A 22,018-nucleotide genomic window follows, 5' to 3' on the forward strand; every position below is an offset into this window, starting at 1 on the left:
GCACCCTCGCCGCCCCCATCTGCGCAAACGACACGTAGGGGAACAACCATGTCCACGGTCAACGAAGCACCCGCCGCGCAGACCGCGACCCGGCACAAGGACGTGCGACGTCTGCACCGGGTCGTCATCAGGTTCGCGGGTGACTCCGGCGACGGCATGCAGCTCACCGGCGACCGCTTCACCTCACAGACGGCCTCGTTCGGCAACGACCTGTCGACACTGCCGAACTTCCCCGCCGAGATCCGCGCCCCCGCCGGAACCCTGCCGGGCGTCTCCTCCTTCCAGCTGCACTTCGCCGACCACGACATCCTCACCCCCGGCGACGCCCCCGACGTCCTGGTCGCGATGAACCCGGCCGCACTGAAGGCGAACATCGCCGACGTCCCCCGCGGCGCCGAAGTCATCGTCGACACCGACGAGTTCACCCCACGGGCGATGACGAAGGCCGGCTACGCGACGTCCCCCCTCGAGGACGGCTCACTGGACGGCTACCGCACCCATCCGGTGCCCCTGACCACCCTCACGGTCCAGGCGCTCAAGGAGTTCGACCTCTCACGCAAGGAGGCCGAGCGCAGCAAGAACATGTTCGCGCTCGGTCTGCTGTCGTGGATGTACCACCGGCCCACCGAGGGCACCGAGAAGTTCCTGAGGTCGAAGTTCGCGAAGAAGCCCGACATCGCGGCCGCCAACATCGCCGCGTTCCGGGCGGGCTGGAACTTCGGGGAGACGACCGAGGACTTCGCGGTGTCCTACGAGGTCGCGCCGGCCGCGCAGGCCTTCCCGGCCGGCGTCCACCGCAACATCTCCGGCAACCTGGCCCTGTCCTACGGCCTGATCGCCGCCTCCCGGCAGGCGGATCTGCCGTTGTTCCTGGGCTCGTATCCGATCACGCCGGCCTCGGACATCCTGCACGAGCTGTCGAAGCACAAGAACTTCGGCGTGCGCACCTTCCAGGCCGAGGACGAGATCGCCGGGATCGGCGCGGCGCTGGGCGCGGCCTTCGGCGGCAGCCTGGCCGTCACCACGACGTCCGGTCCGGGCGTGGCCCTCAAGTCGGAGACGATCGGCCTCGCCGTGTCACTCGAACTGCCCCTGCTGATCGTGGACATCCAGCGCGGCGGCCCCTCCACCGGCCTGCCCACCAGGACGGAACAGGCGGACCTGCTCCAGGCGATGTACGGCCGCAACGGCGAGGCCCCGGTGCCGATCGTGGCCCCGCGCACCCCCGCCGACTGCTTCGAGGCCGCACTGGACGCCGCCCGCATCGCCCTCACCTACCGCACCCCCGTCTTCCTCCTCTCCGACGGCTACCTCGCCAACGGCTCCGAGCCCTGGCGCGTCCCCGACACCGGCCGACTCCCCGACCTGCGCACCCAGTTCGCCCAGCACCCCAACCACACCCTGGCCGACGGCACCGAGGTGTTCTGGCCCTACAAGCGCGATCCGCACACCCTGGCGCGCCCCTGGGCGATCCCCGGCACGCCGGGACTGGAGCACCGCATCGGCGGGATCGAGAAGCAGGACGGCACGGGCAACATCTCCTACGACCCGGCCAACCACGACTTCATGGTCCGCACCCGCCAGGCCAAGATCGACGGCATCGACGTCCCGGACCTCGAGGTCGACGACCCGCACGCCGCCCGGACCCTGGTACTGGGCTGGGGCTCCACCTACGGCCCGATCACCGCGGCCGTCCGCACGCTGCGCGCCGCCGGGACGCCCATCGCGCAGGCCCACCTGCGCCACCTCAACCCCTTCCCGCAGAACCTGGGCGAGGTCCTCGGACGCTACGACAAGGTGATCGTCCCCGAGATGAACCTCGGCCAGCTCGCCACCCTCATCCGCGCCCGCTATCTCGTCGACGCCCACTCCCACAACCAGGTCAACGGCATGCCGTTCAAAGCCGAGCAGCTCGCCGCGGCGCTCAAGGAGGCCATCGATGACTGAGACGTCGACACACCACCCCGGCGGCACGACCGACGCGCTCGCCCTCGTGCCCAAGGCCGAGGCCCGGCAGTCCATGAAGGACTTCAAGTCGGACCAGGAGGTGCGCTGGTGCCCGGGCTGCGGCGACTACGCGATCCTCGCCGCCGTGCAGGGCTTCATGCCCGAACTCGGCCTGGCCAAGGAGAACATCGTCTTCGTCTCCGGGATCGGCTGCTCCTCGCGCTTCCCGTACTACATGAACACCTACGGCATGCACTCCATCCACGGCCGCGCCCCCGCCATCGCCACCGGCCTGGCCTCCTCGCGCCGCGACCTGTCCGTCTGGGTCGTCACCGGCGACGGCGACGCCCTCTCCATCGGCGGCAACCACCTCATCCACGCCCTGCGCCGCAACGTCAACCTCAAGATCCTGCTCTTCAACAACCGGATCTACGGCCTCACCAAAGGCCAGTACAGCCCGACCTCCGAAATCGGCAAGATCACCAAATCCACCCCCATGGGCTCCCTCGACGCACCCTTCAACCCGGTGTCCCTCGCCATCGGAGCGGAGGCCTCCTTCGTCGCCCGCACCGTCGACTCCGACCGCAAGCACCTCACCGACGTGCTGCGCCAGGCGGCCGCCCACCCCGGCACCGCGCTGGTCGAGATCTACCAGAACTGCAACATCTTCAACGACGGCGCCTTCGAAGTCCTCAGGGACAGGCAGCAGGCGCAGGAGGCCGTGATCCGCCTGGAACACGGCCGGCCGATCACCTTCGGCGCCGACGCCTGCCAGGGCGTCGTCCGCGACCCGGCCACGGGCGAGATGAAAGTCGTCGCGGTCACCGAGGACAACAAGGCCGACATCCTCGTCCACGACGCGCACGCCGCGTCCCCGACCACCGCCTTCGCCCTCTCCCGCCTCGCCGACCCCGACACCCTCCACCACACGCCCATCGGCGTCTTCCGCAGCACCGAACGAGCCGTCTACGACACCCAGATGTCCCGCCAGCTCGACGACGCCGTCGAACAACACGGCAAGGGCGACCTCGCCGCGCTGCTGGCCGGCGGCGACACCTGGACCGTCGCCGGCTGAACCGGCAGACCCCCTCACCACCGCCGGGAGGCACAACGCCGTGCCCCCTCGACGCTGCCCAGCGGCCCGCACACCACCTGCCGCACCGCCGACGCGGCACGCGCGGCACTCGCGCAGGAGCCCACCGCACGGGCGCGGCGCCCCGCTGGGGAGCGCCCCCGCCCACCGCGCCGAAGGCGCCGCCGCCGGTTTCAGCCGAACCAGGTCTTGACGGCGAGCAGCAACCGGTCATGGGCGTCGGCCGGCCCGAGCCAGGCGATGTGCCCGTCCGGGCGCACGAGCACGGCCTGCGCGCCGAGCTCCGCGGACGGCTCGGCCGCCACCACGTCCAGCCGGTCCGCCCACGCCGACAGATCCGGCAGAGTGCCCTCGCCCGACCGCCCGGGCCCCAGGACCAGACCACGCCCAGACGACAGCAGGGGCCCGGCCGGGACGACCCCGTCCGGCGTCCTCAGGGACACCTCGGGCAACACCGCCCCGAGCAGCGGGTGAGCCGGCCCGCCGTCCCCCGCGAAGGGGTAGCGGACCTTGGTCACGTACTGCACGAGAAACGCGTTGACCTCGTCGGACCGCATCAGCTCGGCGAAGATCTCACGCAACGGGGCGGCCTGCTCCAGCGGCGTCTGCAGCGGAATCTGGGCGAGCGCCCGGCGACAGGCCCGCTCACCGACCGGCCGGCGCTCGTCGTCGTACGTGTCCAGCAGCCCGGCCGGGGCCCAGCCGCGCACGGCGGCGGCCAGCTTCCAGCCGAGGTTCACCGCGTCGTGCACGGCGGTGTTCATCCCGTGCCCGGACGACGGCGGATGCGGATGGGCTGCGTCCCCCGCGAGGAAGACCCGGCCGACCCGGTAGCGCCGCGCCAGCCGGGTGGGACTCCCGTACCGTGTCATCCACCGCACGGCCCGCAGGTCCGGAGCCCGCCCGGTGATCCGCTCGATGGTGGAGCGGATCTCGTGGACCGTCACCGGCACGGCGCCGCCCGGCGGCTCACGGTCGAACTCGACCGTCATCAGCCGCACTTCGCAGGGGTCGGCCGGATTCACCGGCAGCACCCCGAACTGGCCGTCCGGATACGAACCGGCCCTGAACAGCGCCTGGGACTCGTCGTCCACGACGACGTCGGCGATGACGCCGTAATAGGAGGGGGCCAGCACATCGAAGTCGAACCCGGCGGCCTGCGCCACGGCGCTGCCGGGCCCGTCGCACCCCACGACATACCGGGCGCGCATCCGGCCCGCGCCGTCCCGCCCGGCCACCGTGAGCGTCACCCCGGCCGCGTCCTGCTCGAGGCCGACGACCTCCGCGCCGAGACGCACCTCGACCCCCAGCTCGACCGCGCGCTCGCGCAGCAGCTGCTCACTGCGCCACTGCGGCACGATCAAGTCGTAGTCCGTCTTGGCGAGTTCACCGTCGATGTCCCGGTAGACGAGACCGAAGTGCGACCGGCCCCACGTGGGGGTGTCCGGGCCGAAGAAGCGGCCCGCCAGCCCCCGCATCCGCAGAAAGTCCGCGATGTGCGCGTTGAGGAGCATGCCGCCCGAACGCTCGGGCAGCTCGTCGCGGCGCTCCAGGACAACGGTGGGAACCTCGGCCAGCCCCAGCTCGCAGGCGAGCATCAGACCGGCCGCACCCCCACCGACGATGATCACAGGATCAGACATGAACAGCAGCCTCCGCCACCGCCCTTAAGCCCGGACAAAGCCCCCGACGCACCCCTCCCGGGCGCCCGCCGACGCCCAGGACCGTGCACGTGCAGGGCCACCGGCCTCAGGCCGGGACGCCGCCGTGCCGCGAGAGGCGCGGCACGCCGAGCAGTACGCGCGCCTGGCGGCGCCGGTTCGCCGACCTGTGCCTGCCGGGCCAGGCCCGCTGGTGGCCCACGCGCGCTCCTGAGCCCTGCGCCCGGTCGTGGGATTTCCGGCCGGCTGACGCACGTCTGGTCTACCAGGGCAAGGAGGACACGCTCCGAAATACCTAATGTCTTATCTTGTCGGGTTTGGTTGCCGGGTCTATCGGAGGATCGAGTGGGACTGTCAGGAAGAACATCCGTCCACAGGATGCTGGCCGCGTGCGCCGTGCTGTCGGCGATCGCGGCCACCGCGGCCGTGACCGGCCCTGCGCAGGCAGCCGAGCCCGCACCGGCGCAGCGGTGGATCGTGCAGCTGAAGGACACCGTCACCGATCCGGGCAAGGTCGCAGAGGAGCAGACGAAAGGCCTGGCGCGCGACGGCCGGAGCAGACTCCGGCACGTCTACAACGCGGCCGCGGACGGGCTGGTCCTCAAGGGCTACGCCCTGGAGGCGACCGCGGAGCAGATCGCGTCCATCCGCGCCGATCCCCAGGTCGCCGCAGTCGAACGTGACGAGCAGGGATCCGTGCCCGAGCCCGTTGCCGGTCCGGCGCCGAAGCCGCCGCAGCAGCGGACGGGCAGGCCCGGGCAGGGCGGCGTCCTGCATGCGGGCGACCCCTTGCTGGCCGGGCAGTGGGGCCTGTTTCGGATCGGTGCCGTGGCCGGCGGCGAGCGCGGCTTCACCCTGCCCTCCCCGGCCCGGGTCGGGGTCGCCGTGCTGGACACCGGCATCGACGTCAACCACCCCGATCTCCGGGTCGCCGGGAGCGTGAACTTCTCCGGCGCGGCCACTGCGGACGACTTCTACGGTCACGGGACACACGTCGCAGGCATCGTCCAGGCACTCAGTAGGTGTTTTTCAACCCGATGCCGCGTTGGCGAGCAGCTCGTCGAGTGATGCCTCGTGGGGCTCTGATCCGAGTCCCCTACTTGGTTTCGTTCGATTGTTCGATGGAGTGGGAGTGCCGGTGGGTTGCGACTCGTTCGCGGGTGGCGCATCGGCGGGAGCAGTAACGGCGCTCCGGGCCGCTGCCTTGGGCGATGAAGACGTTCTGGCAGCTAGTTGAGGCGCAGATCCTTCCCGGCGGGCGTTGGCGGTCCCAGACGAGGACGGTCAGGGCCATGCAGGAGGAGGCGAGGAGCCACTCGTCCCAGGCGGCGTTGTCGTCGTGGTCCAGGTGAGGATGCCAGGGGGTGTTGCCGCCGTGCGAGGTCAGGCGGAGCGGTCCGGTGTGGTCCAAGAGAAGGCGGTTGAGGGTGGCCGCGGCGCCGTCCGCGTGCTCGGCCGCGAAGACTTGCCGCAGTAGGTCAGCGGCTGCGCGCATCCCGGCAACATCCCGAGTCGTGAGTTCGATGGGGTCAGCCTCACCGTATGCACGAAGCACGCCGGCGACGGCGATTGGGTCAGGGTGCTCGTCAGCGAGGGCGTTGATCAGGGCGGCGGTGCGCCGAGCCGTGGTCAGCACGGAGTGCCGAGTGGACCAGTCGTCGCTGTTGAAGGACACCTGCGGAATGTAACGCATCTTGCTGAGTTTTGAGTTACCTCCGTAACGTCTTGTCGATGACAAAGCGTTACTCACTCCGCTTCTATCTCGCTGGAGCAGTGGCAGCTCGTGCGGGGGACGAGATGTCGGGACCGTCGCTGATGCTGGCAGCATTCGCCCTGGCCGGATCGGCCGTCGACGCGTCGTCGCTGCTCGCGGGCATCACGATCTCTGCTGCGGTGGGTGGGCCGGTGCTCGGAGCGCTCCTTGACAGAGCCGGACGGCCGGGACGCCTGCTGACCGGGGCCCTCGTCCTGTATGCGGCGGGGCTGGGGATGATTCTCGCGGGACTGGGCCGCTTGCCGTTCGGTGTCACCATCGTGATCGCTGTGGTGGCGGGGCTGCTGGGGCCGGCCCTGTCGGGCGGATGGACGGCCCAGCTGCCCCGTGTGGTGCTGGGCGACCGCCTGCCCCGGGCAAACGCGCTCGATGCCATGACGTTCAGCGTGGCGAGTCTGGCCGGTCCGGCTCTCGCAGGGGGCGTTGCGGAGACGCTGGGGGCCTCGACGGCCGTGGTGGTCTCCGCGGTGCTCATCGGCTTGGCGCTGCCCGCTGCCTGGATGCTGCCCGCCCGTTCCGGCCGGACGCAGGGTGCTCAGGCAAGCTCAGTGGTCAGTGATCTCGCTGCTGGTCTGCGAGTCGTCGTCGGGAGACCGTCATTGGCCCGAGCGACCCTCACCTCGGTCCTCTCGTGCTTTGCTCAGGGCATGCTGGCGGCCTGTATTCCGCTCCTGGGCGAGCGCGTCCTGGGCGGAGCCGGCCGCGGCGCGGTGCTGCTCTCCTGCACGGCGATCTCCGCGATGATGGCCAACGCCGTACTCGCGCGGTTTCCACGTGTGGTCGCCCCCGACACGGTTATCTGGGTCAGTGCCCTTGTCCAGGCTGCCGCGTTGTCCTTGGCCATATGGGGTCAACCAGCCGTGCTCATCGTGGCCGTACTCATCGCCGGGATCGGTGAGGGACCTCAATTGGCTGCCTTGTTCGCAGTCCGCCACCGGGAGGCCCCTGAACGACTGCGCGGGCAGATATTCACCACCGGCGCCAGCTTGAAGATCACCGGATTCGCCCTGGGGGCGGCGGTTGCCGGACCGGTCGCGACCCGGTCCCTTCCAGGCACCTTGGCGCTCGCAGCGAGCGTGGCAGTCCTCGCCGCACTGGGATTCTTCGCTGTCCCGTCGGCATCTGCCACCCCGTCCGAGGACCGTGCGAGATCGGATTGATCAGGCGCGGGCTGCCGGAGGCTTCTTGGTCCACTGGCTGGTGCGGGGGCTCTTTCGGGTGAGGCGCCGGGTCATCATGGTGATGAGTGCCCAGTTCAGGTGGGCTTCGGAGTGCTGGGGAAGGCGTTCGTAGTCGCGCGCGTTGCGGCGGGCGTTCATGCACCAGCCGATCGTGCGCTCGACTTTCCAGCGGCGGGGCAGGACGACGAAGCCCTTGGCCCCTTTGGGCCGGGAGACGATGCGGAGGCTGAGCCAGAGGCGTTCGCGGGCCCAGCCCACAAGTTCACCGGCGTAGCCGCGGTCGGCCCAGACCTGGGTGATCTGCGGCTGAGTGAGGCGCAAGCGCCAGAACACGTCGCGGGCGGCGTCGCGGTCCTGGATATCGGCGGGCGTCACCGTGATCATCACGGGCAGGCCGAGGGTGTCCACGGTGATATGTCGCTTGCGGCCGTTGATCTTCTTCGCGGCGTCGTAGCCACGGCTGTTCCTGCCAACGGTGGAGGCGCCCTTGACCGACTGGGAGTCGACGATCAGCGTGACCGGGTGCGGGCAGCGGCCCTTGCCGGTACGAATTCGGCGGCGGAGCTGGTCACGGATGTAAGTGACGACCCCGGCCCGGTTCCACCGCCAGAAAAACCCGTAAACCGTCTCCCACGGAGGGAAATCCGCAGGCAGGGCCCGCCACTTCGCGCCGTTGTCGACGATGTAGCGGATGCCGTCGACGATCTCCCGCCGGGGCCACTTCTCCGGATGCCCGCCGGTCTTGGTCTGGCAGGCCGGGACGGGCAGCAGGGGTTCCAGCAGTGCCCATTCGGCGACGGAGGTGTCGGACGGGTAGCGGCGGCGACGGGGGACAGCGGGCATGGAGGGCTCAGCAGGGGTGATCGGCGGTGGGCAGAGGCTATTTGGAGAGCTGGGCAAGAGTGGCGCGGACGCCGGTGAGTTGGGCGGTGGCGAGCTGGGCCCATTCGTCGTCGGGGTAGCGGGCCAGGTGCGGATCGAGCGTGCCCGTGATCACCCGGGTGAGGCGGCCGAGGATCTGCCGGAATTGCCGCTTGTCGTACTCGATCCAGTCCGCGGGGTCGTCGGAGAACATGAACCCGTCGCGGCGTGTCCATGTGATCGGCGTCAGGTTCTCCGCGGCGACGACGTCGCGGACGTGCCGGATGCCGCGGCCGATCTGCGAGCGGGTCAGGCGGGTGGCGGCCATGAGCTGGTAGGTGTGCAGGCCGGCGGGGCGTGCTTCCATCAGGGCGACGCGGACCAGGTCGCCGTAGTGCTCGGACAGCGGCCGGGCCTCCCGGCGTCGCGGCATGGCCTACTCGCCCTTGAGCAGCTGGACCAGCTGCTCATCAAGGGTGAACTCGCCGTTGTCGAGGGCTCCTTCGAGCCAGTCCGCCGCGGCGCGGACCCGGCCGATCTGCCGGCGGACGGTCTCACGTTCGTCCTCGGTGAACTCCTGCCCCCGCAGCTGCGGGACCAGGCGGCCCAGGGTGGCTACGAAGTTGTGGCAGGAGCCGACCAGGTCGAGGTACTCGATGGTGTGCTCGATCGCGCGGACGGCCGGGGTGCGCTCCCGGATCCTGTCACGTGTCTCGTTGGAGTTGTCGAACTGGGCGCGGTTGACGAGCATCCGGGTGGTGTCGTCCCGCATCGTCTTCCGGGCGACATCCGGGCGGCGCAGCAGACTGCTGGTGACCTCCTGCGCGACGGTGTCGTCCCGGGTCAGCTCCGTGACGACCCGCACCCGTTCGGCCGGAGTGACGTGCTCGGTGACCGCCGGCCGCTTCAGCAGGTCGGTGGCGACCTGGGCGGCGACCTCGTCATCACGGGTCAGGTCGGCCACGGCCTGGACCTTCTCATCCACCGTGACCGGCCGGTCGACCCGCTGGCCGACGGCCCGCTTCGCGCCGTCCGGCGTCCACTGCCTCGCCCCCGTGCGCGGGTTGAACGGCGCGTCCTCGATCGCCGCCCACCGCTCGTCCTCGTCCACGACCGACGCGAGGATGCGATGAACAGTGAACGACACGCCCTCCCTGCGGCGCTTGGCCGGCCACCGGTTGGCGGTGTAGCGCCAGTCCTCCACCGTCCGGCGCTCCACCCCGATGTCGTCCGCGAACATCTGCAACGACTCCGTCACGGTGAACAGGTCGTCCGTGCCGTTCGGCATCGACCCGCCCACCGCCCTCATCGGCTCAATCTCCAACGCCATGTCACCGAGGGCAAATTGCGAGCGGGCGATCTGCGCGATCAGTTCCTTCGCCCGGGTGACGAGCTGTTCGTAACGCTGCCGGGTGACGTTCCCGATTCGGTCGGTCACGTCGGTCATGATGACCACCGTCCTCGCCCGGGTCCGGCCCAGCCGCCACGACGGGACCGATCAAAGGGGCGCCGGCCCCGGTCACTGTCCACCGTGACGCGCGCGCGACACGCCGGGGCAGGGCGTGAACCAGGGGCGCTCGAAGCGCTCGGCAGTCGCTCCCAACTACCTTGCAAATCCTGGGGTGTTGGAGGTGTTGGCGAGGCGTTCGGCTATGGCGTTTCCGTTACGCCGTTCCGTGACGCCCGCCGCTGGCGGCAGGCCCGTACCCGGCAACGGTCCGAGCAGTACACCGCCGCCTTTGACCGCTCCACTCCTACCGTCCACGACCGCCCGCAGACCGGGCACTCCGCCTGCTCTCCCCGCTGCATCGCCATGACCCGCTGGCGAGTCTGCTGAAGCCTCCGCCACCGTCGTGACCTGCACCGCCCCGAGCAGAACACCGCCTCCGCCGCCATCGTCTGCGGAAGCGGATCACCGCACTCCCGGCAATACCGCCGAGCCGTCCCGCCAACCCCCACGACTCAGATCATCCAGGCGTAGCCACCTCACGGCCAGGGATCAAAAACACCTACTCAACAACAGCGTGGGAGCGGAAGGCGCCGCACCCGGCACCCGGCTGTGGAACGTCAAAGTCATCAAGGACGACGGCTCACTGCTCAACTCCGACCTCATCGCCGGACTGAACTGGCTCGTCCAGAACGCCAAGGCCCACAACATCCGGGTCGCCAACCTGAGTCTGAGGACCCCGGACAGCCTCCTGCTCCACCAGGCGATCCGCCTGGCCGACCGGGCAGGCGTCACCCTGGTGGCCGCCGCGGGCAACGACGGCACCACCGCCCCGAACTACCCGGCTGCCTACCCGGAAGCAATCAGCGTGGCCGCCACCACCGTGTTCAACCAGAAGGCCGGCTTCTCCAACCACGGAGCATCCTGGGTCGACATCGCGGCCCCCGGCGCCGGCATTCTCTCCACCCTCCCCACCCACCCCACGCCCCCGGGCGAAGACTACGGCTTCGAAGACGGCACGAGCATGGCCACGCCCTTCGTCTCCGCCGCGACAGCGCTGTGCCTGACATCCGGACACTGCCGGGGTGCCGTCGGTGACATCCGGCGGACACTCGGCCGGGACTCGCTGCCCATCGCCGGCACCGGCACCGAGTACCGCTACGGACTCGTCCAGGTCGCCTGCTACTGGCAGACCGCCCTCCGCTGCTCGCGCACGAACACCGCCGACAAGGTCTCCTGACGACGCGGTCCCGTGCCCGGCCGTGTGCCCGGGACCACGTCGGGCCGGCCGATCGGGGCCGGCGAGCGACCGGGCGAGGACTGCAGCCCCAGGCCGGCTCCTCGTCCTGTGGACGGGGACGGCGTCCTCATCCGGATACTCGCCGTCCTGCCCGTCGCAGAGGACGAACCCGTCGGCCGAACGGACGGACCAGCCCGGCGAGGGACACAAGTACGGCCGGACGACACGCAGTTGGTGTAACGGCTGTGGTGACAGCAGCGACAGGGCCGCGACAAGGAAGCCCACAACGGTCGGCGGCCCTGTGCGGTCTCACTGTGCGTGGGCGGCGCCGACCGGCCGTCCCGTCGTGAGACCAGCAGGGGGAACACCATCATGAGACCGCGGCCTGTGCCCCTGACCTGAACGGCCGCCGGCGTGGCCGACCCGCGGGCCGGCCACGCCCACGGCCCCGCAGCACGACCTTCCCCCCCCCGGTCCGGATCCCGTCCACGGCATCCCGGTACGCCACGTGAACGCGATCGCGTCGATCACCTCCCCGGCCGTGCCGTCTCAAGACATGGGTTCCTCGCCGTCAGGCTCGGCGGGCGCAGGACGTGAGGCGATCGGCGAGCGCGATGACGAGGTCGCGCAGTTCAGCGGGCCGCTCGATGACAAACGGCCGGTCGAGTGAGGCGAGTGTCCGAGGCAACCAGTCGAGCCGCTGCGCCCGCAGCTCGACGCGCAGCCAGCGCTCGGCCGCCGCGTCCTGGCCGGCCGCGGGCTCGTGCTCCTCCAGGCTCGCGACGCCGGCGGGCAGGTGCGCGCGGATCTGCTCGACTGTCCCGTGGATCCGCAAGGTCACCTCGTGCTGGTACTCGGCCGTGGCGAACCCTGACAACACGCGCTGCGCCGGATCGGCACCCACGGGCGCTTCGAATGAGCCGGGCAGGGTCCTCGCGTCCGCGATGCGATCGAGCCGGAAGGTCCGGTCCTCGCCGACCTGGGCGTCCTTGCCCGTGACGTACCACCGGCCCGCATGGGCGACGATCCCGTACGCGTGCAGGGTGCGTTCGCTGCGCCGTCCGTCGCGGTCGGTGTAGCGGATCGAGACCGGCCGACGGTGGCGCACCGCATCGGCGACGGTGAGCAGGAGCCCGGTGCCCGGGTGATCCAGCTCGCCGGGCTGATCCGTGAAGGCGAGAGCTTCCAGGAGGGCGTCGAGCCGGCGCGCGATGTGCTGGGGCAGCACCCGCCGGATCTTCGCCGACGCCGTCTCGTTCGCCGTGCGCTCCGCCGTCGTCAGCCCCGCCCGGCGGCCGGCGACCAGACCGAGCAGCACGGCCAGCGCCTCGTCGTCGCTGAGCATGAGCGGAGGCAACCGGTACCCGGGAGCCAGCCGGTACCCGCCGTAGCGGCCGCGCACCGACTCCACGGGCACGTCCAGGTCGATCAGCTGGCCCACATACCGCCGCACCGTGCGCCCTTCGACGCCGAGACGGTCGGCGAGCTCGGCCACAGTCCGGGTGCCGCCCGACTGCAGCAGCTCCAGGAGCGTCAGTACGCGGCCGGTGGGTCGTGGCATGTTCGCAGCCTAACGCGAATACAGGACCGATTCTGTCCCCTATTTCTCCTAGCCTGCGACATGTACGCCCCCAGCACGGCCAAGGAGATTCCCATGGACTTCGTCTCGATCCGCATCATCACCAGCGACGTCGCACGCCTCGTCGAGTTCTACGAGCGAGCCACAGGGATGCAGGCGACACGGGTCACCGAGGACTTCGCCGAACTCAGGACCGCGGGCGCGACCCTCGCGATCGCCGGCACCCGCACGGTCCCGCTGTTCGCCCCGGGCTCTGCCCGCCCGGCGGACAACCACAGCGTGATCACCGAGTTCCTCGTCGACGACGTGGACCGCGTTCACCAGAACCTGACCGGCTTCGTCACCGACTTCGTCAACGAGCCCACCACGATGCCCTGGGGCAACCGCTCGCTGCTGTTGCGCGACCCCGACGGCAACCTCGTCAACTTCTTCACCCCCGTCACCCCGGCGGCCATCGAAAAGTTCGCACGCTGACACCACGCACAGCCGCTCACGCGGGAGCCCCGAGACCCCAGGGCTCCCGCGGAGCCGCGGCCGCCGAGTCCAGCAGCGCCACCAGCAGAGGACACCGCAGCGCACCGCCGGCCCCCGAAGGACGGCTGCGCCTCTGCCTGCGGGTCGACGCCGGACGTCCGATCGCACACGTCGCTGCGGAAGCAGGGTCGGTGACCTTCGCGCCCCGGTCCGGGCTCACACTCGCCGCCCCGCCCTCTCAGGCGGAAATGACGGGGCAGGCGTTTAATCGGATGTGCGTGCGGCGCGGGGTTGTTAGGTTCGCCGTGTGCCGAAGCTGAACCAGATCATCGCAGTCGAAAAGGGCGTCAAGTCCAAGGCCCTTCAGGAGCTCACCCAGGCTCACCAGGACGTGCAGAAGCCCGCCCTGCTGGCCGGCATCTCCCGGACCTACCAGCCCAAGGACGAGGAGGGCGAGCAGCTGCCGCCCGAGTCCACGCGGGTGCAGATCAAGGCCGAGGACGCTCTGCGGGCGACCGCCGGGACGCTGACGCGGCTCTTCGACGTGACCGCGACGAAGGACTGGGCGAACCGGTCCGCGGCCGCGGACGTGGTGGTCGACGGTACGGTGCTGTTGCCCCAGGTGCCCGTCCCCTACCTGTTGTTCCTGGAGAAGCAACTCACCGACCTGCACACCTTCGTGCGCAAGCTGCCAGTGCTCGACGCCTCCGAGTCCTGGAACCTGGACCCCTCGACGGACTCGTGGAAGACGGACCCGGTGCGGACCATCCGCACGAAGAAGGTTCCGCGCAACCACGTGAAGGCCGAGGCCACGGAGAAGCACCCGGCGCAGGTCGAGGTGTACTACGAGGACGTCCCGGTCGGTTACTGGACCACGGTGAAGTTCTCCGGCGCGCTGCCGGCCCGGCGGGTCAACGAGCTCCTCGACCGTGTTGAGAAGCTCCAGCAGTCCGTCAAGTTCGCCCGCGAGGAGGCGAACAACACCGAGGTCACCGACCAGCGGGTCGGCGACGCGGTATTCGGCTACCTGTTCCGGTAGCCTCCACACACGCCCTCCGTCGCGAGCGGAGGGTGCGCGATGAGCGCAAGCTGAAACTGATGTTGAAGCTGATGAAGGGGTGTCAGTTGGGGGTTCGAATCCCTCTCCCCGCACCACGTGCGGGGGTGGCCCAAGCCTGGCAGAGGCGGCCCCGTGAAACTCAGATTCTCGCTCCAGTCTCAGTATTCGCCGCCGAACACCGGATCGACCGAGCGTGGGCGAACATCGACGGATGGGGGTTCAAGTCCCCTCGGCGCCTCTCTCGTGGCGCTGTAGTTCAAAGGCAGAACACGTCGATCTCAACATGACCCGCGGTTCTTAAACGCCGTCGGTGTGCGCAAATGGGTGGCAAGCTGGAGCCCGGGAGCTGGACATGCTTCCGGGCTCCGTCACGTTCCGGCCCGCGGCTTGTGCTGTGCGACGCGAGGGAGTCGTCCTCTTCGCGGAGCCACCGGTCGGGCGACGGCGGCTGAGGGCCGGGGCCGGTGGAGAGTGCGCGGCAGCACCCGGGTCAGCCTCCGAGCCGGTGCGCAAGATGGAGCAGATCTTCCAGGTGCAGCACCCGTCCGTCGAATCCGGGGAGGGGAACGTGCAGCGGCCGGGTCCAGCGGTCGGGGACGGCGTCCAGCCCGTAGTACGCCCCCGCGAGGCCTCCGGTCACCGCGGCGACGGTGTCCGTGTCACCGCCGAGGTCGATCGCCGCGCGCATCGCGTCCTCGAAGCCGGAGGTGGTCCGCAGGGCCCAGACGGCGGAGCCCAGGCAGGGCCAGACGGCGCCGTTGAACTCGGTCGCCTGGTCGGGGTGCCAGTCGGCCGCGAGGACGGTGGCGTAGCGATCACGGTGGTCGGGGTGGACGTGAGCCAGGATGTCCGGAAGCGCCGCGAGGGGGTCGCTGCCCTCGAACGCGACGCGAATGAGCTCGTGGAAGATCGCGGTGCCTTCCCAGGCCGCGCGGTCGCCGTGGGTGAGGGCGGCGATGCGCCGGGCCGCGTCCATGGTGGCTTCCCGGCCGGCGGCTGCGAAGTGGACCGCGGAGGTCGACGCCCGCATCAGGGAGCCGTTTCCGGCTGCTCTCCGGTTGACCTGGGAATGGATCGCGGCGGCGAGATCCCAGGGCATGCCGTTGGTCAGGACGTCTTCGGTCTGCAGGCCGATGTCCTTGGGCTCTGATGCCGCCCACCGCTGGAAGCGGGCGAAGACGTCCGGCAGATCCAGACCGCCCCGCTCGAGCAGGGACTCCGCGACCAGGACGGCCATCTGCGTGTCGTCGGTCGCCTCGCCGGGATCCCAGCCGCCGCCTCCGCACATCTCGCCACCCGAGCCGGGGGAGGGGAACCGCGCGGAGAAGGCTCCCCGGGGGCCGAACTCGAAGGGGCCGCCCAGGGCGTCACCCACCGCTGAGCCGACGATCACGCCGGCGGCCCGCTGCATCCGCTGCATCCGCTGCATCCGCGCAGGTTATCTGCGCCGCGCAGACGGCCGCGGCCCTATAGGCGCCGCGCAGACGGCCGCGGCCCTATGGTCCCGCGCCGTCGCGTCCGGCCGGACGATCTGAACGACCGACCGCATACCGGCAATCAGGCGGCGACGAGCTCCTGCTCCCGCTCACGGTCCGGCGTCTTGACTGCGGGCTTCTTCTTGTTCGGCAGCGAGAGCCGGAAGACCTTGTGCCACGCGGAGAACACCTGCTTGGGCAGCGGCCCGGTGACGTACTCCAGCTCGTACTTCTCGAACAGCGCGCGCACCTTCACCGCGACCTCGGCGTACCGGTTGCTCGGCAGGTCCGGGAACAGGTGGTGCTCGATCTGGTGCGAGAGGTTGCCGGTCATGAAGTGCATGGCCTTGCTGCCGCTGATGTTCGCCGAGCCCATCATCTGGCGCAGGTACCACTGGCCGCGCGTCTCGCCCCTGATCGACCGGCGCTCGAAGACCTGCACGCCCTCGGGGAAGTGCCCGCACATGATCACCGAGTGGGTCCAGACGTTGCGGACCAGGTTCGCGGTGAACGTGGCGGCGAGCGTGGGCAGGAACGACGGCCCCGACAGCAGCGGGTGGATCACGTAGTCCTTGAGGACCTGCCCCCGGATCTTGCGGCCCACGGCCCGGGCCCGCGCCCGGAACTCCGGGTTCCCCCGGCGGCGCTTGTGCAGGTTCTTGCCGAGCTCCAGGTCGTACGCGGCGATGCCGTACTCGAAGAAGCAGGCGTTGAGGAAGTTCCACAGCGGCTGGCCGAGGTGGAAGGGGTGCCACTTCTGGTCCTCGTCGACGCGCATGATGCCGTAGCCGAGGTCGTTGTCCTTGCCGATCACGTTGGTGTACGTGTGGTGCAGCTCGTTGTGCGAGTGCTTCCACTGCTCGGACGGCGAGACGTGATCCCACTCCCAGGTGGTGGAGTGGATCTTCGGGTCCCGCATCCAGTCCCACTGGCCGTGCAGGATGTTGTGGCCGATCTCCATGTTGTCCATGATCTTCGCCACGGACAGCCCGGCGGTGCCGATCAGCCACGCCGGCGGGAAGAGCGAGAACAGCAGCACGCCCCGGCTGACCAGCTCGAGCTTGCGCTGCGCCGAGATGACCTTGCGGATGTAGGCGGCGTCCTTCTCGCCGCGGCCGGCGATCACCTCGTCGCGGATCGCGTCCAGCTCGCGGCCGAGCTCCTCGATCTGCTCCGCGCTCAGGTGGGCGGTGGGGTCGATGGCGGTCAAGGTGCTCCTACCGTTCGATGTCGCAGGGGCCCGCAGCGGCGGACACACAGGTCTGGATGAGGACGCCGGGCTCGGCCTCGGTGATCTCGCCGGTGCGCAGGTCGCGGACGGCGCCCGCCTTGAGCGGCGTGATGCAGCCGAAGCAGATGCCCATGCGGCACCCGGAGGGCATGAGCACGCCGGCCTCCTCGCCGACGTCCAGCAACGGCGTGGCGCCGTCCGCGTCGACCGTCTTGCCGGAGGCGCTGAACGTGACCTCGCCGCCGTCGCCGGCGACGACGATGCTCGGGCGGAAGCGCTCGGTGTGCAGGCGCTTCTCGACGCCGTGCTCGCTCCAGTGCTGTTCGGCGGCGTCGAGCAGGCCCGCGGGCCCGCAGGCCCAGGTCTCGCGCTCGGCCCAGTCGGGCACGAGTTCGTCGAGACGGGCGATGTCGAGCACGCCGTCCGTGTCGGTGTGCACCTCGGTGAGACGCAGCTTCCCCTCCGCGGCCAGGCCGTGCAGCTCGTCGCGGAAGATCACGTCGTGCGGCCGTGGCGCGCAGTGGACCATGACGACGTCGTCGAACCCGGTGTCGCGCAGCATGCCCATCACCGGCGTGATGCCGCTGCCGGCCGTCAGATAGAGCACCTTGGCCGGCTTGGCCTGCGGCAGCACGAAGTCACCGGTCGCCTGGTCGAGCTGGATCAGCGTGCCCGGTCTCGCCCTGCGGACCAGATGGTTGCTGACCTTGCCGTCCGGGATCGCCTTCACGGTGATCGTGACGCGGCCGTCCTCACGGCTTGTCGGCGAGGTGATGGAGTAGGCACGCCACAGGCGCACCCCGTCGACGTCGACCCCGATCCGCACGTACTGACCGGCCGTGTGGCCGCGCCAGCCCCGTCCCGGCCTGATCACGACAGTCGCGGCGTCACCCGTCTCGGGGTGCACCGCCTCGATGCGCCCACGCAGGTCAGCGCCCGCACGCAGCGGGCTGACCAGGTCGAGGTAGTCCGACGGCAGCAGCGGCGTCGTGACCATCTCCAGCAGTTTCCACGCCCTGCTGCGGAGCGCTGCACTCGTCATGACTCCAGCTTGCTGCGCCGCAGGGCGTAAAGTCCTGACCGCAGGACGTAAATCTGCTCGACAGAGTTGTTCGCAGGGAACAAAGCATGAGTCATGTGATCCGCAGAGCCAGCGAGCTGGCCCTGGACGAGACGACGGTCACCGCACTGCGGGCCGCACTGAGGACCACCGCCGACGAGGTCGTCCAGGCGATCATCGACGAGGTCCCGCCCTACGCCAACGCCCTGTCGGGACACATGGGCGCCACCATCCGCCGGGCCGTGCGCACCGCCCTCGGGCACTACCTGGACCTCGCGAGCGGGAACGCCACAGGCGGCGACGCCGGTGACGCGGCCTACGAGCTGGGCCGCGGCGAGGTACGCGACGGCCGCTCGATGGACGCCCTGCTCAGCGCCTACCGCGTCGGCGCACGCGTGGCCTGGCGAGGCCTGGCGGCGGGCGCCGTACCCGCAGGGCTGCCCGCCGCCGAGGTCGCCAAGTTCGCCGAGCTGACCTTCGCCTACATCGACGAGCTCTCCGCCGCGAGCGCCGCGGGCCACGCCGACGAACTGGCCGCCCGGGGCAGGGCCCACGAGCGCCACCTGGAACACCTGGCCCGCGACCTCCTCGCCGGCGCGAGCCCGGACATGCTGCTGGCCTCCGCCCAACGCGCCGGATGGCAGCCTCCGGTCTCGCTGACCGCGGTCCTGCTGCCCGCCGCCCAGGCCCGGCCCGCCTACCGCACGCTCGACCCGAGCACCCTCGTCCTCGACGACTCCCCGGACGCCACCGGCGTGCTCCTCGTCCCCGACGCCGACCGGTCACATCTCCTGCGGCAGCTGACCGACCGCGCGGCCGTGGTCGGCCCGGCCCGCCCGTGGATTCGCGCGTCGGCCTCGTACGCACGGGCCGCACGCGCGCGCTCCCTCTCCTGCGACATCCGCGACACCGAGGACCACCTGCCCGAGCTGGTGCTGAGCGCCGACGCGGACGCCTTCGCAGACCTGCGCGCCCGAGCCCTCGCACCGTTGCAGGCCCTGCCCGTCGCGACCGCACGGCGGCTGGAGGAGACGCTGCGGGCGTGGCTGCTGCACCAGGGCAGACGGGACGAGGCGGCGGCGGCGCTGTTCGTCCATCCCCAGACCGTCCGGTACCGCATGTCCCAGCTGCGGGAGCTGTTTCCCGACCTCGCATCGCCCCACCGGGTCCTTGAACTGACACTGGCGGTCGGCCTGCGGACCGGCTGACGCACACCCCGACCGCCCACCACCGCATCCGCGACCGCGCCCACCACCGCATCCGCGACCGCGTCCGCGAGCGGTCCAGGAACCGGGCGGTGAGAACGGCCTTCGTGCCGGCGCGGAGGCGGACGCCGCCCTGCACGAACCCACCCACGGCCGTGCGGCGCGCTGCAGCCGGCTGACCGACGACGCGGCCAGGCCCGATCACCAGGGGCGGACGGCCGACCGGACCGGCGGGCACACCGCGCGAGGGATGATGAGCACGCAATGACGGAACACGAGGCCAGGAGCTTGCATGGCGAAGCGGGTCCACCGACCCCGTGAGGACGCGGAGTTCGATTTCATCCTCCGGACGAGCGCAGTCCCGGTCCTCGCCTACTTCACCGGGACATGGCCCAAGGCCATCGAGCCCTGCCGGGAGATGGACCTCGTCGTCAGTGCCGTCGCCGACGACTGCACGGGCCGCCTGACGGCCGTCCGCACCGACATCACGCGCTGTCCGGCCGCAACCGAGCGGTACGGGATCACCGGAGCCCCCTCCTACGTCCTGCTGAAGGAGGGGGCGGCGGTGGCGCACGGCACAGGGCCCACGACCGTCGCCGAGCTGCGGAAGCTCCTGGAGGGCCACCTCTGAGCGGCCGCTGCGGCACACGGCCACGACGCCGGCCCGGCATCCGCCGGCAGCAGCACGAGCCCCGCGGCCCGAACGCCAGGGAAGCCGTCCTGCCTGCCCTGCGCGTCTGCACGGTCTCCCACCGCACCCGCCACGACCGCATCGCCGAAGCGCTGCAGATCATCACTGCCGGACCGAGCGCCACACCACCGCGTAGCGATCTGGGGCCCGCAGTCCCCGGCTCGCCGTGTACGCGGGCGGTGCTGCTGCACTCCAGGCGGCGCTGGGGGACCTCCAGCTCCGCGACGCCGCCACATCGTGGTCGTGATCCCTTCCTTCAGGAGCGCTGCCACGTTCCCCGCCCGGGGTCGGCCCAACTCCTGCCTGTAGCAGCCGCGTTGGGGCGCCCTCATTGGCTGACGGGTGATGCTCCGGGCGCGATACCGGCCTTCATGACCGCAGCGAACCAGCCGGCCACAGTCCACTTGAGGGCGTTCACCGAGGCCGACCTCGGCTTCCTCGACCGCCTCTGCACGGACCCCGATGCGCTCGGCGAGTTCGAGTGGCCCGGATTCGGTGATCCGAGGGCACGCCGCAAGCGGTGGGAGATCGACGGGCGCATCTCCGCCGAGTCTGCGGCGGTTGCGATCGTGCTGGCCGACGACACGGTTGTCGGCATCGCCGGCTGGAGGCCCCGCGGCTTCCCGTCGGGTGTCACCTACGAGATCGGCGTGGGGGTGCTGCCCGAGCATCGTGGACAGGGGGTGGGCACGGCGGCGCAGAAGCTGCTCGTGGATTACCTGTTCGGCCGCACGACTGCGAACAGAATCGAAGCCCTCACCAACGGCGGCAACCTCGGAGAGCAGAAAGCCCTCGAACGCCTGGGGTTTTGCCGGGAAGGGGTCATGCGCGGCAGGTCCTTTCAACACGGCGCGTATGTCGATGTGCTCGTCTACGGTCTGCTCCGCACCGAGCATCGTCCCGGAACGCCATGAGCGCCCCCCAACCTGTTTCAAAAGCAGGCGGGAAAAGGCTCACCGTCTGCCGTGGTTGCCACGTCGGCCGAGCAGTGCTCAAGACCTGTAGAAACCGGCGGCACCGATCGAAGGGTGAAGCGTGACGTCTCAGCCTGCCCCGAACCTGGAGAGTCTCTACCCCGAACTCGGCCAGGACGGAACGCTCCAGATCGCTCTGCAAGGGGCCGTCCAACAGGCCGGACATCGGATTGACGTACTCCCCGAACGAGCCCCGGGGTGGAGGCGAACAGGAGCCCGTGCGGAGGGTCGCGCGCGGACGACGGACGTTCACCTGGGTGTCCAGGAACGCTGCTTCGTCATGAGTTTCCGGGAACGCGGCGTCACGATGGCCAAGGGCGACACAACACGCTTGGACGAGGCTGCCACGGCCATCGGAGTCTGGCAGGCCGGCGCTGACCTGAAAGATCTGCGATCCGCATGCCCGTTCGTCCACTACGGGCCTTTGGCCGAAGCCCACGAGCGCGGCACCGCCGTCGAGACCATGTGGACGATCTACCGGCAGACCACGGCGACTCACGTCGACCACGACCTTATCGAGGCTGCATACGCTGAGCCGCGGTTGCGAGCACTCTTCCCCTTTCACAGCCACAGGTCGCTGAACTTCAGCCGCTGCACCGGATTCCCCTACACCCACGATGTTCCGGTGATTACCTCCGTGGACGGGAAATACCGCGTCACCTGGTGGAAGACTCGCTCGCCGCACGGCCCGGCGGACATCGGAGAGACTGAGAACCCTCATGACGCGGTCGCTCTGGTCCTCGTCCACCTTCCCGCCGGCTGCGGGCCGGCGGTCGCCGGCACTGCCGACGATCTCGACACATCAGATTCCGCATAAAGGGCGGGGAGTCCTGGACAGGGCTCGCCACGTGCAGCCGGTGTCGACGACGTAGTGGATCGCGTCGACGATCTCGCGGCGGGGGTGCTTTTCGGGCCGTCCCCCGGTGGGGGTCTCGCAGGCCGGGACGGGAAGCAGGGGGCTCGATGAGCGCGCATTCGTCGTCGAAGGCGCCGGAACGGATGGCACGAGGCCGTGACGGCGCGTCCTGGTCGACCGGTGGGGGGAGACCGAATCGGTCTCCCCCA

General features: G+C 70.2%; 20 protein-coding genes and 1 pseudogene. 11 read left to right on the forward strand and 10 right to left on the reverse strand.

Going from position 1 to position 22,018, the window contains the following annotated elements; genetic code table 11:
- Positions 1-48: 48 nt before the first annotated feature.
- Both OHS82_RS43115 and OHS82_RS43120 read left to right on the forward strand, forming a co-directional pair.
- Positions 49-1,947 (forward strand): 2-oxoacid:acceptor oxidoreductase subunit alpha, encoded by a 1,899-nt coding sequence (locus OHS82_RS43115; RefSeq protein ID WP_328432899.1) that lies wholly within the window; start codon positions 49-51, stop codon positions 1,945-1,947.
- Positions 1,940-3,022, forward strand: coding sequence for a 2-oxoacid:ferredoxin oxidoreductase subunit beta (locus OHS82_RS43120; protein ID WP_328432898.1), 1,083 nt, complete (start codon positions 1,940-1,942; stop codon positions 3,020-3,022). The genes OHS82_RS43115 and OHS82_RS43120 overlap by 8 nt, the downstream gene beginning before the upstream one ends.
- 191 nt (positions 3,023-3,213) lie before the next feature.
- Here the strand turns inward: OHS82_RS43120 and OHS82_RS43125 are convergent, their stop codons facing one another.
- Positions 3,214-4,683, reverse strand: a complete 1,470-nt coding sequence (locus OHS82_RS43125; protein ID WP_063894259.1) for an FAD-dependent monooxygenase — start codon at positions 4,681-4,683, stop codon at positions 3,214-3,216.
- 396 nt (positions 4,684-5,079) lie between these two features.
- Here OHS82_RS43125 and OHS82_RS43130 point away from each other — a divergent pair, with 396 nt between their 5' ends.
- Complete coding sequence (locus OHS82_RS43130; protein ID WP_328432897.1) at positions 5,080-5,769, forward strand: S8 family serine peptidase; 690 nt, start codon at positions 5,080-5,082, stop codon at positions 5,767-5,769.
- 28 nt (positions 5,770-5,797) lie between these two features.
- Here the strand turns inward: OHS82_RS43130 and OHS82_RS43135 are convergent, their stop codons facing one another.
- Entirely contained in the window at positions 5,798-6,394 is a 597-nt protein-coding gene (locus OHS82_RS43135; RefSeq protein WP_055634467.1) for a CGNR zinc finger domain-containing protein, read from the reverse strand.
- Positions 6,395-6,432: 38 nt separating this feature from the next.
- Here OHS82_RS43135 and OHS82_RS43140 point away from each other — a divergent pair, with 38 nt between their 5' ends.
- Entirely contained in the window at positions 6,433-7,635 is a 1,203-nt protein-coding gene (locus OHS82_RS43140; protein WP_328432896.1) for an MFS transporter, read from the forward strand.
- Here OHS82_RS43140 and OHS82_RS43145 read toward each other — a convergent pair whose 3' ends face one another.
- Genes OHS82_RS43145 through OHS82_RS43155 form a run of 3 tightly spaced genes read right to left on the reverse strand, consistent with a single transcriptional unit; the run spans position 7,636 to position 9,964 of the window.
- Positions 7,636-8,499 (reverse strand): IS5 family transposase, encoded by an 864-nt coding sequence (locus OHS82_RS43145; RefSeq protein ID WP_328432895.1) that lies wholly within the window; start codon positions 8,497-8,499, stop codon positions 7,636-7,638.
- A gap of 37 nt (positions 8,500-8,536) precedes the next feature.
- Positions 8,537-8,950: a hypothetical protein gene (locus OHS82_RS43150; protein ID WP_328432894.1), complete on the reverse strand. Its 414-nt coding sequence runs from the start codon at positions 8,948-8,950 to the stop codon at positions 8,537-8,539.
- Between the two features lie 3 nt (positions 8,951-8,953).
- Positions 8,954-9,964 (reverse strand): DUF6192 family protein, encoded by a 1,011-nt coding sequence (locus OHS82_RS43155; RefSeq protein ID WP_328432893.1) that lies wholly within the window; start codon positions 9,962-9,964, stop codon positions 8,954-8,956.
- A gap of 577 nt (positions 9,965-10,541) precedes the next feature.
- On the opposite strand from OHS82_RS43155, the gene OHS82_RS43160 reads away from it, so the two are divergent.
- Positions 10,542-11,204, forward strand: a complete 663-nt coding sequence (locus tag OHS82_RS43160) for a S8 family serine peptidase (protein ID WP_328432892.1) — start codon at positions 10,542-10,544, stop codon at positions 11,202-11,204.
- Positions 11,205-11,775: 571 nt separating this feature from the next.
- On the opposite strand, the gene OHS82_RS43165 is transcribed toward OHS82_RS43160, so the two are convergent.
- A complete protein-coding gene (locus OHS82_RS43165; RefSeq protein WP_057578402.1) occupies positions 11,776-12,765 on the reverse strand; it encodes a helix-turn-helix transcriptional regulator in 990 nt (329 codons plus the stop codon).
- Positions 12,766-12,858: 93 nt separating this feature from the next.
- Between OHS82_RS43165 and OHS82_RS43170 the strand changes: the two genes are divergently transcribed.
- Together OHS82_RS43170 and OHS82_RS43175 are read left to right on the forward strand one after the other, a co-directional pair.
- Positions 12,859-13,257: a VOC family protein gene (locus OHS82_RS43170; protein ID WP_057578469.1), complete on the forward strand. Its 399-nt coding sequence runs from the start codon at positions 12,859-12,861 to the stop codon at positions 13,255-13,257.
- Between the two features lie 307 nt (positions 13,258-13,564).
- Positions 13,565-14,296 (forward strand): DUF7873 family protein, encoded by a 732-nt coding sequence (locus OHS82_RS43175; RefSeq protein WP_057578400.1) that lies wholly within the window; start codon positions 13,565-13,567, stop codon positions 14,294-14,296.
- 511 nt (positions 14,297-14,807) lie between these two features.
- Here OHS82_RS43175 and OHS82_RS43180 read toward each other — a convergent pair.
- The 3 genes from OHS82_RS43180 to OHS82_RS43190 form a co-directional block, all read right to left on the reverse strand.
- On the reverse strand, positions 14,808-15,737 hold the full coding sequence (locus OHS82_RS43180) for an ADP-ribosylglycohydrolase family protein (protein WP_328435998.1): 930 nt from the start codon (positions 15,735-15,737) through the stop codon (positions 14,808-14,810).
- A 137-nt stretch (positions 15,738-15,874) separates the two neighbouring features.
- Complete coding sequence (locus tag OHS82_RS43185) at positions 15,875-17,002, reverse strand: fatty acid desaturase family protein (RefSeq protein WP_328432891.1); 1,128 nt, start codon at positions 17,000-17,002, stop codon at positions 15,875-15,877.
- A gap of 7 nt (positions 17,003-17,009) precedes the next feature.
- A complete protein-coding gene (locus OHS82_RS43190) occupies positions 17,010-18,020 on the reverse strand; it encodes a ferredoxin reductase (protein ID WP_328435997.1) in 1,011 nt (336 codons plus the stop codon).
- Positions 18,021-18,151: 131 nt separating this feature from the next.
- Here OHS82_RS43190 and OHS82_RS43195 point away from each other — a divergent pair, with 131 nt between their 5' ends.
- From OHS82_RS43195 to OHS82_RS43210, 4 genes are all read left to right on the forward strand, one after another.
- Complete coding sequence (locus tag OHS82_RS43195; RefSeq protein ID WP_057578393.1) at positions 18,152-19,291, forward strand: helix-turn-helix domain-containing protein; 1,140 nt, start codon at positions 18,152-18,154, stop codon at positions 19,289-19,291.
- A gap of 289 nt (positions 19,292-19,580) precedes the next feature.
- Positions 19,581-19,919 carry a thioredoxin family protein gene (locus tag OHS82_RS43200; protein ID WP_328432890.1) on the forward strand — a complete coding sequence of 113 codons (339 nt, stop codon included), beginning with the start codon at positions 19,581-19,583 and terminating at the stop codon, positions 19,917-19,919.
- A 431-nt stretch (positions 19,920-20,350) separates the two neighbouring features.
- Positions 20,351-20,893, forward strand: coding sequence for a GNAT family N-acetyltransferase (locus tag OHS82_RS43205; RefSeq protein WP_328432889.1), 543 nt, complete (start codon positions 20,351-20,353; stop codon positions 20,891-20,893).
- 340 nt (positions 20,894-21,233) lie between these two features.
- A complete protein-coding gene (locus tag OHS82_RS43210) occupies positions 21,234-21,770 on the forward strand; it encodes a DUF6193 family natural product biosynthesis protein (protein ID WP_328432888.1) in 537 nt (178 codons plus the stop codon).
- A gap of 18 nt (positions 21,771-21,788) precedes the next feature.
- Here OHS82_RS43210 and OHS82_RS43215 read toward each other — a convergent pair.
- Positions 21,789-21,954: pseudogene (locus OHS82_RS43215) on the reverse strand (transposase); the annotation flags it as partial.
- Positions 21,955-22,018 lie beyond the last annotated feature (64 nt).

Origin of the sequence: Streptomyces sp. NBC_00425 (assembly GCF_036030735.1) — a bacterium.
Taxonomy (GTDB): Bacteria; Actinomycetota; Actinomycetes; order Streptomycetales; family Streptomycetaceae; genus Streptomyces.

Coding starts and splice junctions, on each gene's coding strand:
- OHS82_RS43140 (WP_328432896.1), top strand. CDS start 6,433: ATGACAAAGCGTTACTCACTCCGCTTCTATCTCGCTGGAGCAGTGGCA.
- OHS82_RS43120 (WP_328432898.1), top strand. CDS start 1,940: ATGACTGAGACGTCGACACACCACCCCGGCGGCACGACCGACGCGCTC.
- OHS82_RS43145 (WP_328432895.1), bottom strand. CDS start 8,499: ATGCCCGCTGTCCCCCGTCGCCGCCGCTACCCGTCCGACACCTCCGTC.
- OHS82_RS43180 (WP_328435998.1), bottom strand. CDS start 15,737: ATGCAGCGGATGCAGCGGGCCGCCGGCGTGATCGTCGGCTCAGCGGTG.
- OHS82_RS43165 (WP_057578402.1), bottom strand. CDS start 12,765: ATGCCACGACCCACCGGCCGCGTACTGACGCTCCTGGAGCTGCTGCAG.
- OHS82_RS43170 (WP_057578469.1), top strand. CDS start 12,859: ATGGACTTCGTCTCGATCCGCATCATCACCAGCGACGTCGCACGCCTC.
- OHS82_RS43150 (WP_328432894.1), bottom strand. CDS start 8,950: ATGCCGCGACGCCGGGAGGCCCGGCCGCTGTCCGAGCACTACGGCGAC.
- OHS82_RS43135 (WP_055634467.1), bottom strand. CDS start 6,394: ATGCGTTACATTCCGCAGGTGTCCTTCAACAGCGACGACTGGTCCACT.
- OHS82_RS43210 (WP_328432888.1), top strand. CDS start 21,234: ATGAGTTTCCGGGAACGCGGCGTCACGATGGCCAAGGGCGACACAACA.
- OHS82_RS43115 (WP_328432899.1), top strand. CDS start 49: ATGTCCACGGTCAACGAAGCACCCGCCGCGCAGACCGCGACCCGGCAC.
- OHS82_RS43125 (WP_063894259.1), bottom strand. CDS start 4,683: ATGTCTGATCCTGTGATCATCGTCGGTGGGGGTGCGGCCGGTCTGATG.
- OHS82_RS43190 (WP_328435997.1), bottom strand. CDS start 18,020: ATGGTCACGACGCCGCTGCTGCCGTCGGACTACCTCGACCTGGTCAGC.
- OHS82_RS43130 (WP_328432897.1), top strand. CDS start 5,080: ATGCTGGCCGCGTGCGCCGTGCTGTCGGCGATCGCGGCCACCGCGGCC.
- OHS82_RS43155 (WP_328432893.1), bottom strand. CDS start 9,964: ATGACCGACGTGACCGACCGAATCGGGAACGTCACCCGGCAGCGTTAC.
- OHS82_RS43205 (WP_328432889.1), top strand. CDS start 20,351: ATGACCGCAGCGAACCAGCCGGCCACAGTCCACTTGAGGGCGTTCACC.
- OHS82_RS43195 (WP_057578393.1), top strand. CDS start 18,152: ATGAGTCATGTGATCCGCAGAGCCAGCGAGCTGGCCCTGGACGAGACG.
- OHS82_RS43200 (WP_328432890.1), top strand. CDS start 19,581: ATGGCGAAGCGGGTCCACCGACCCCGTGAGGACGCGGAGTTCGATTTC.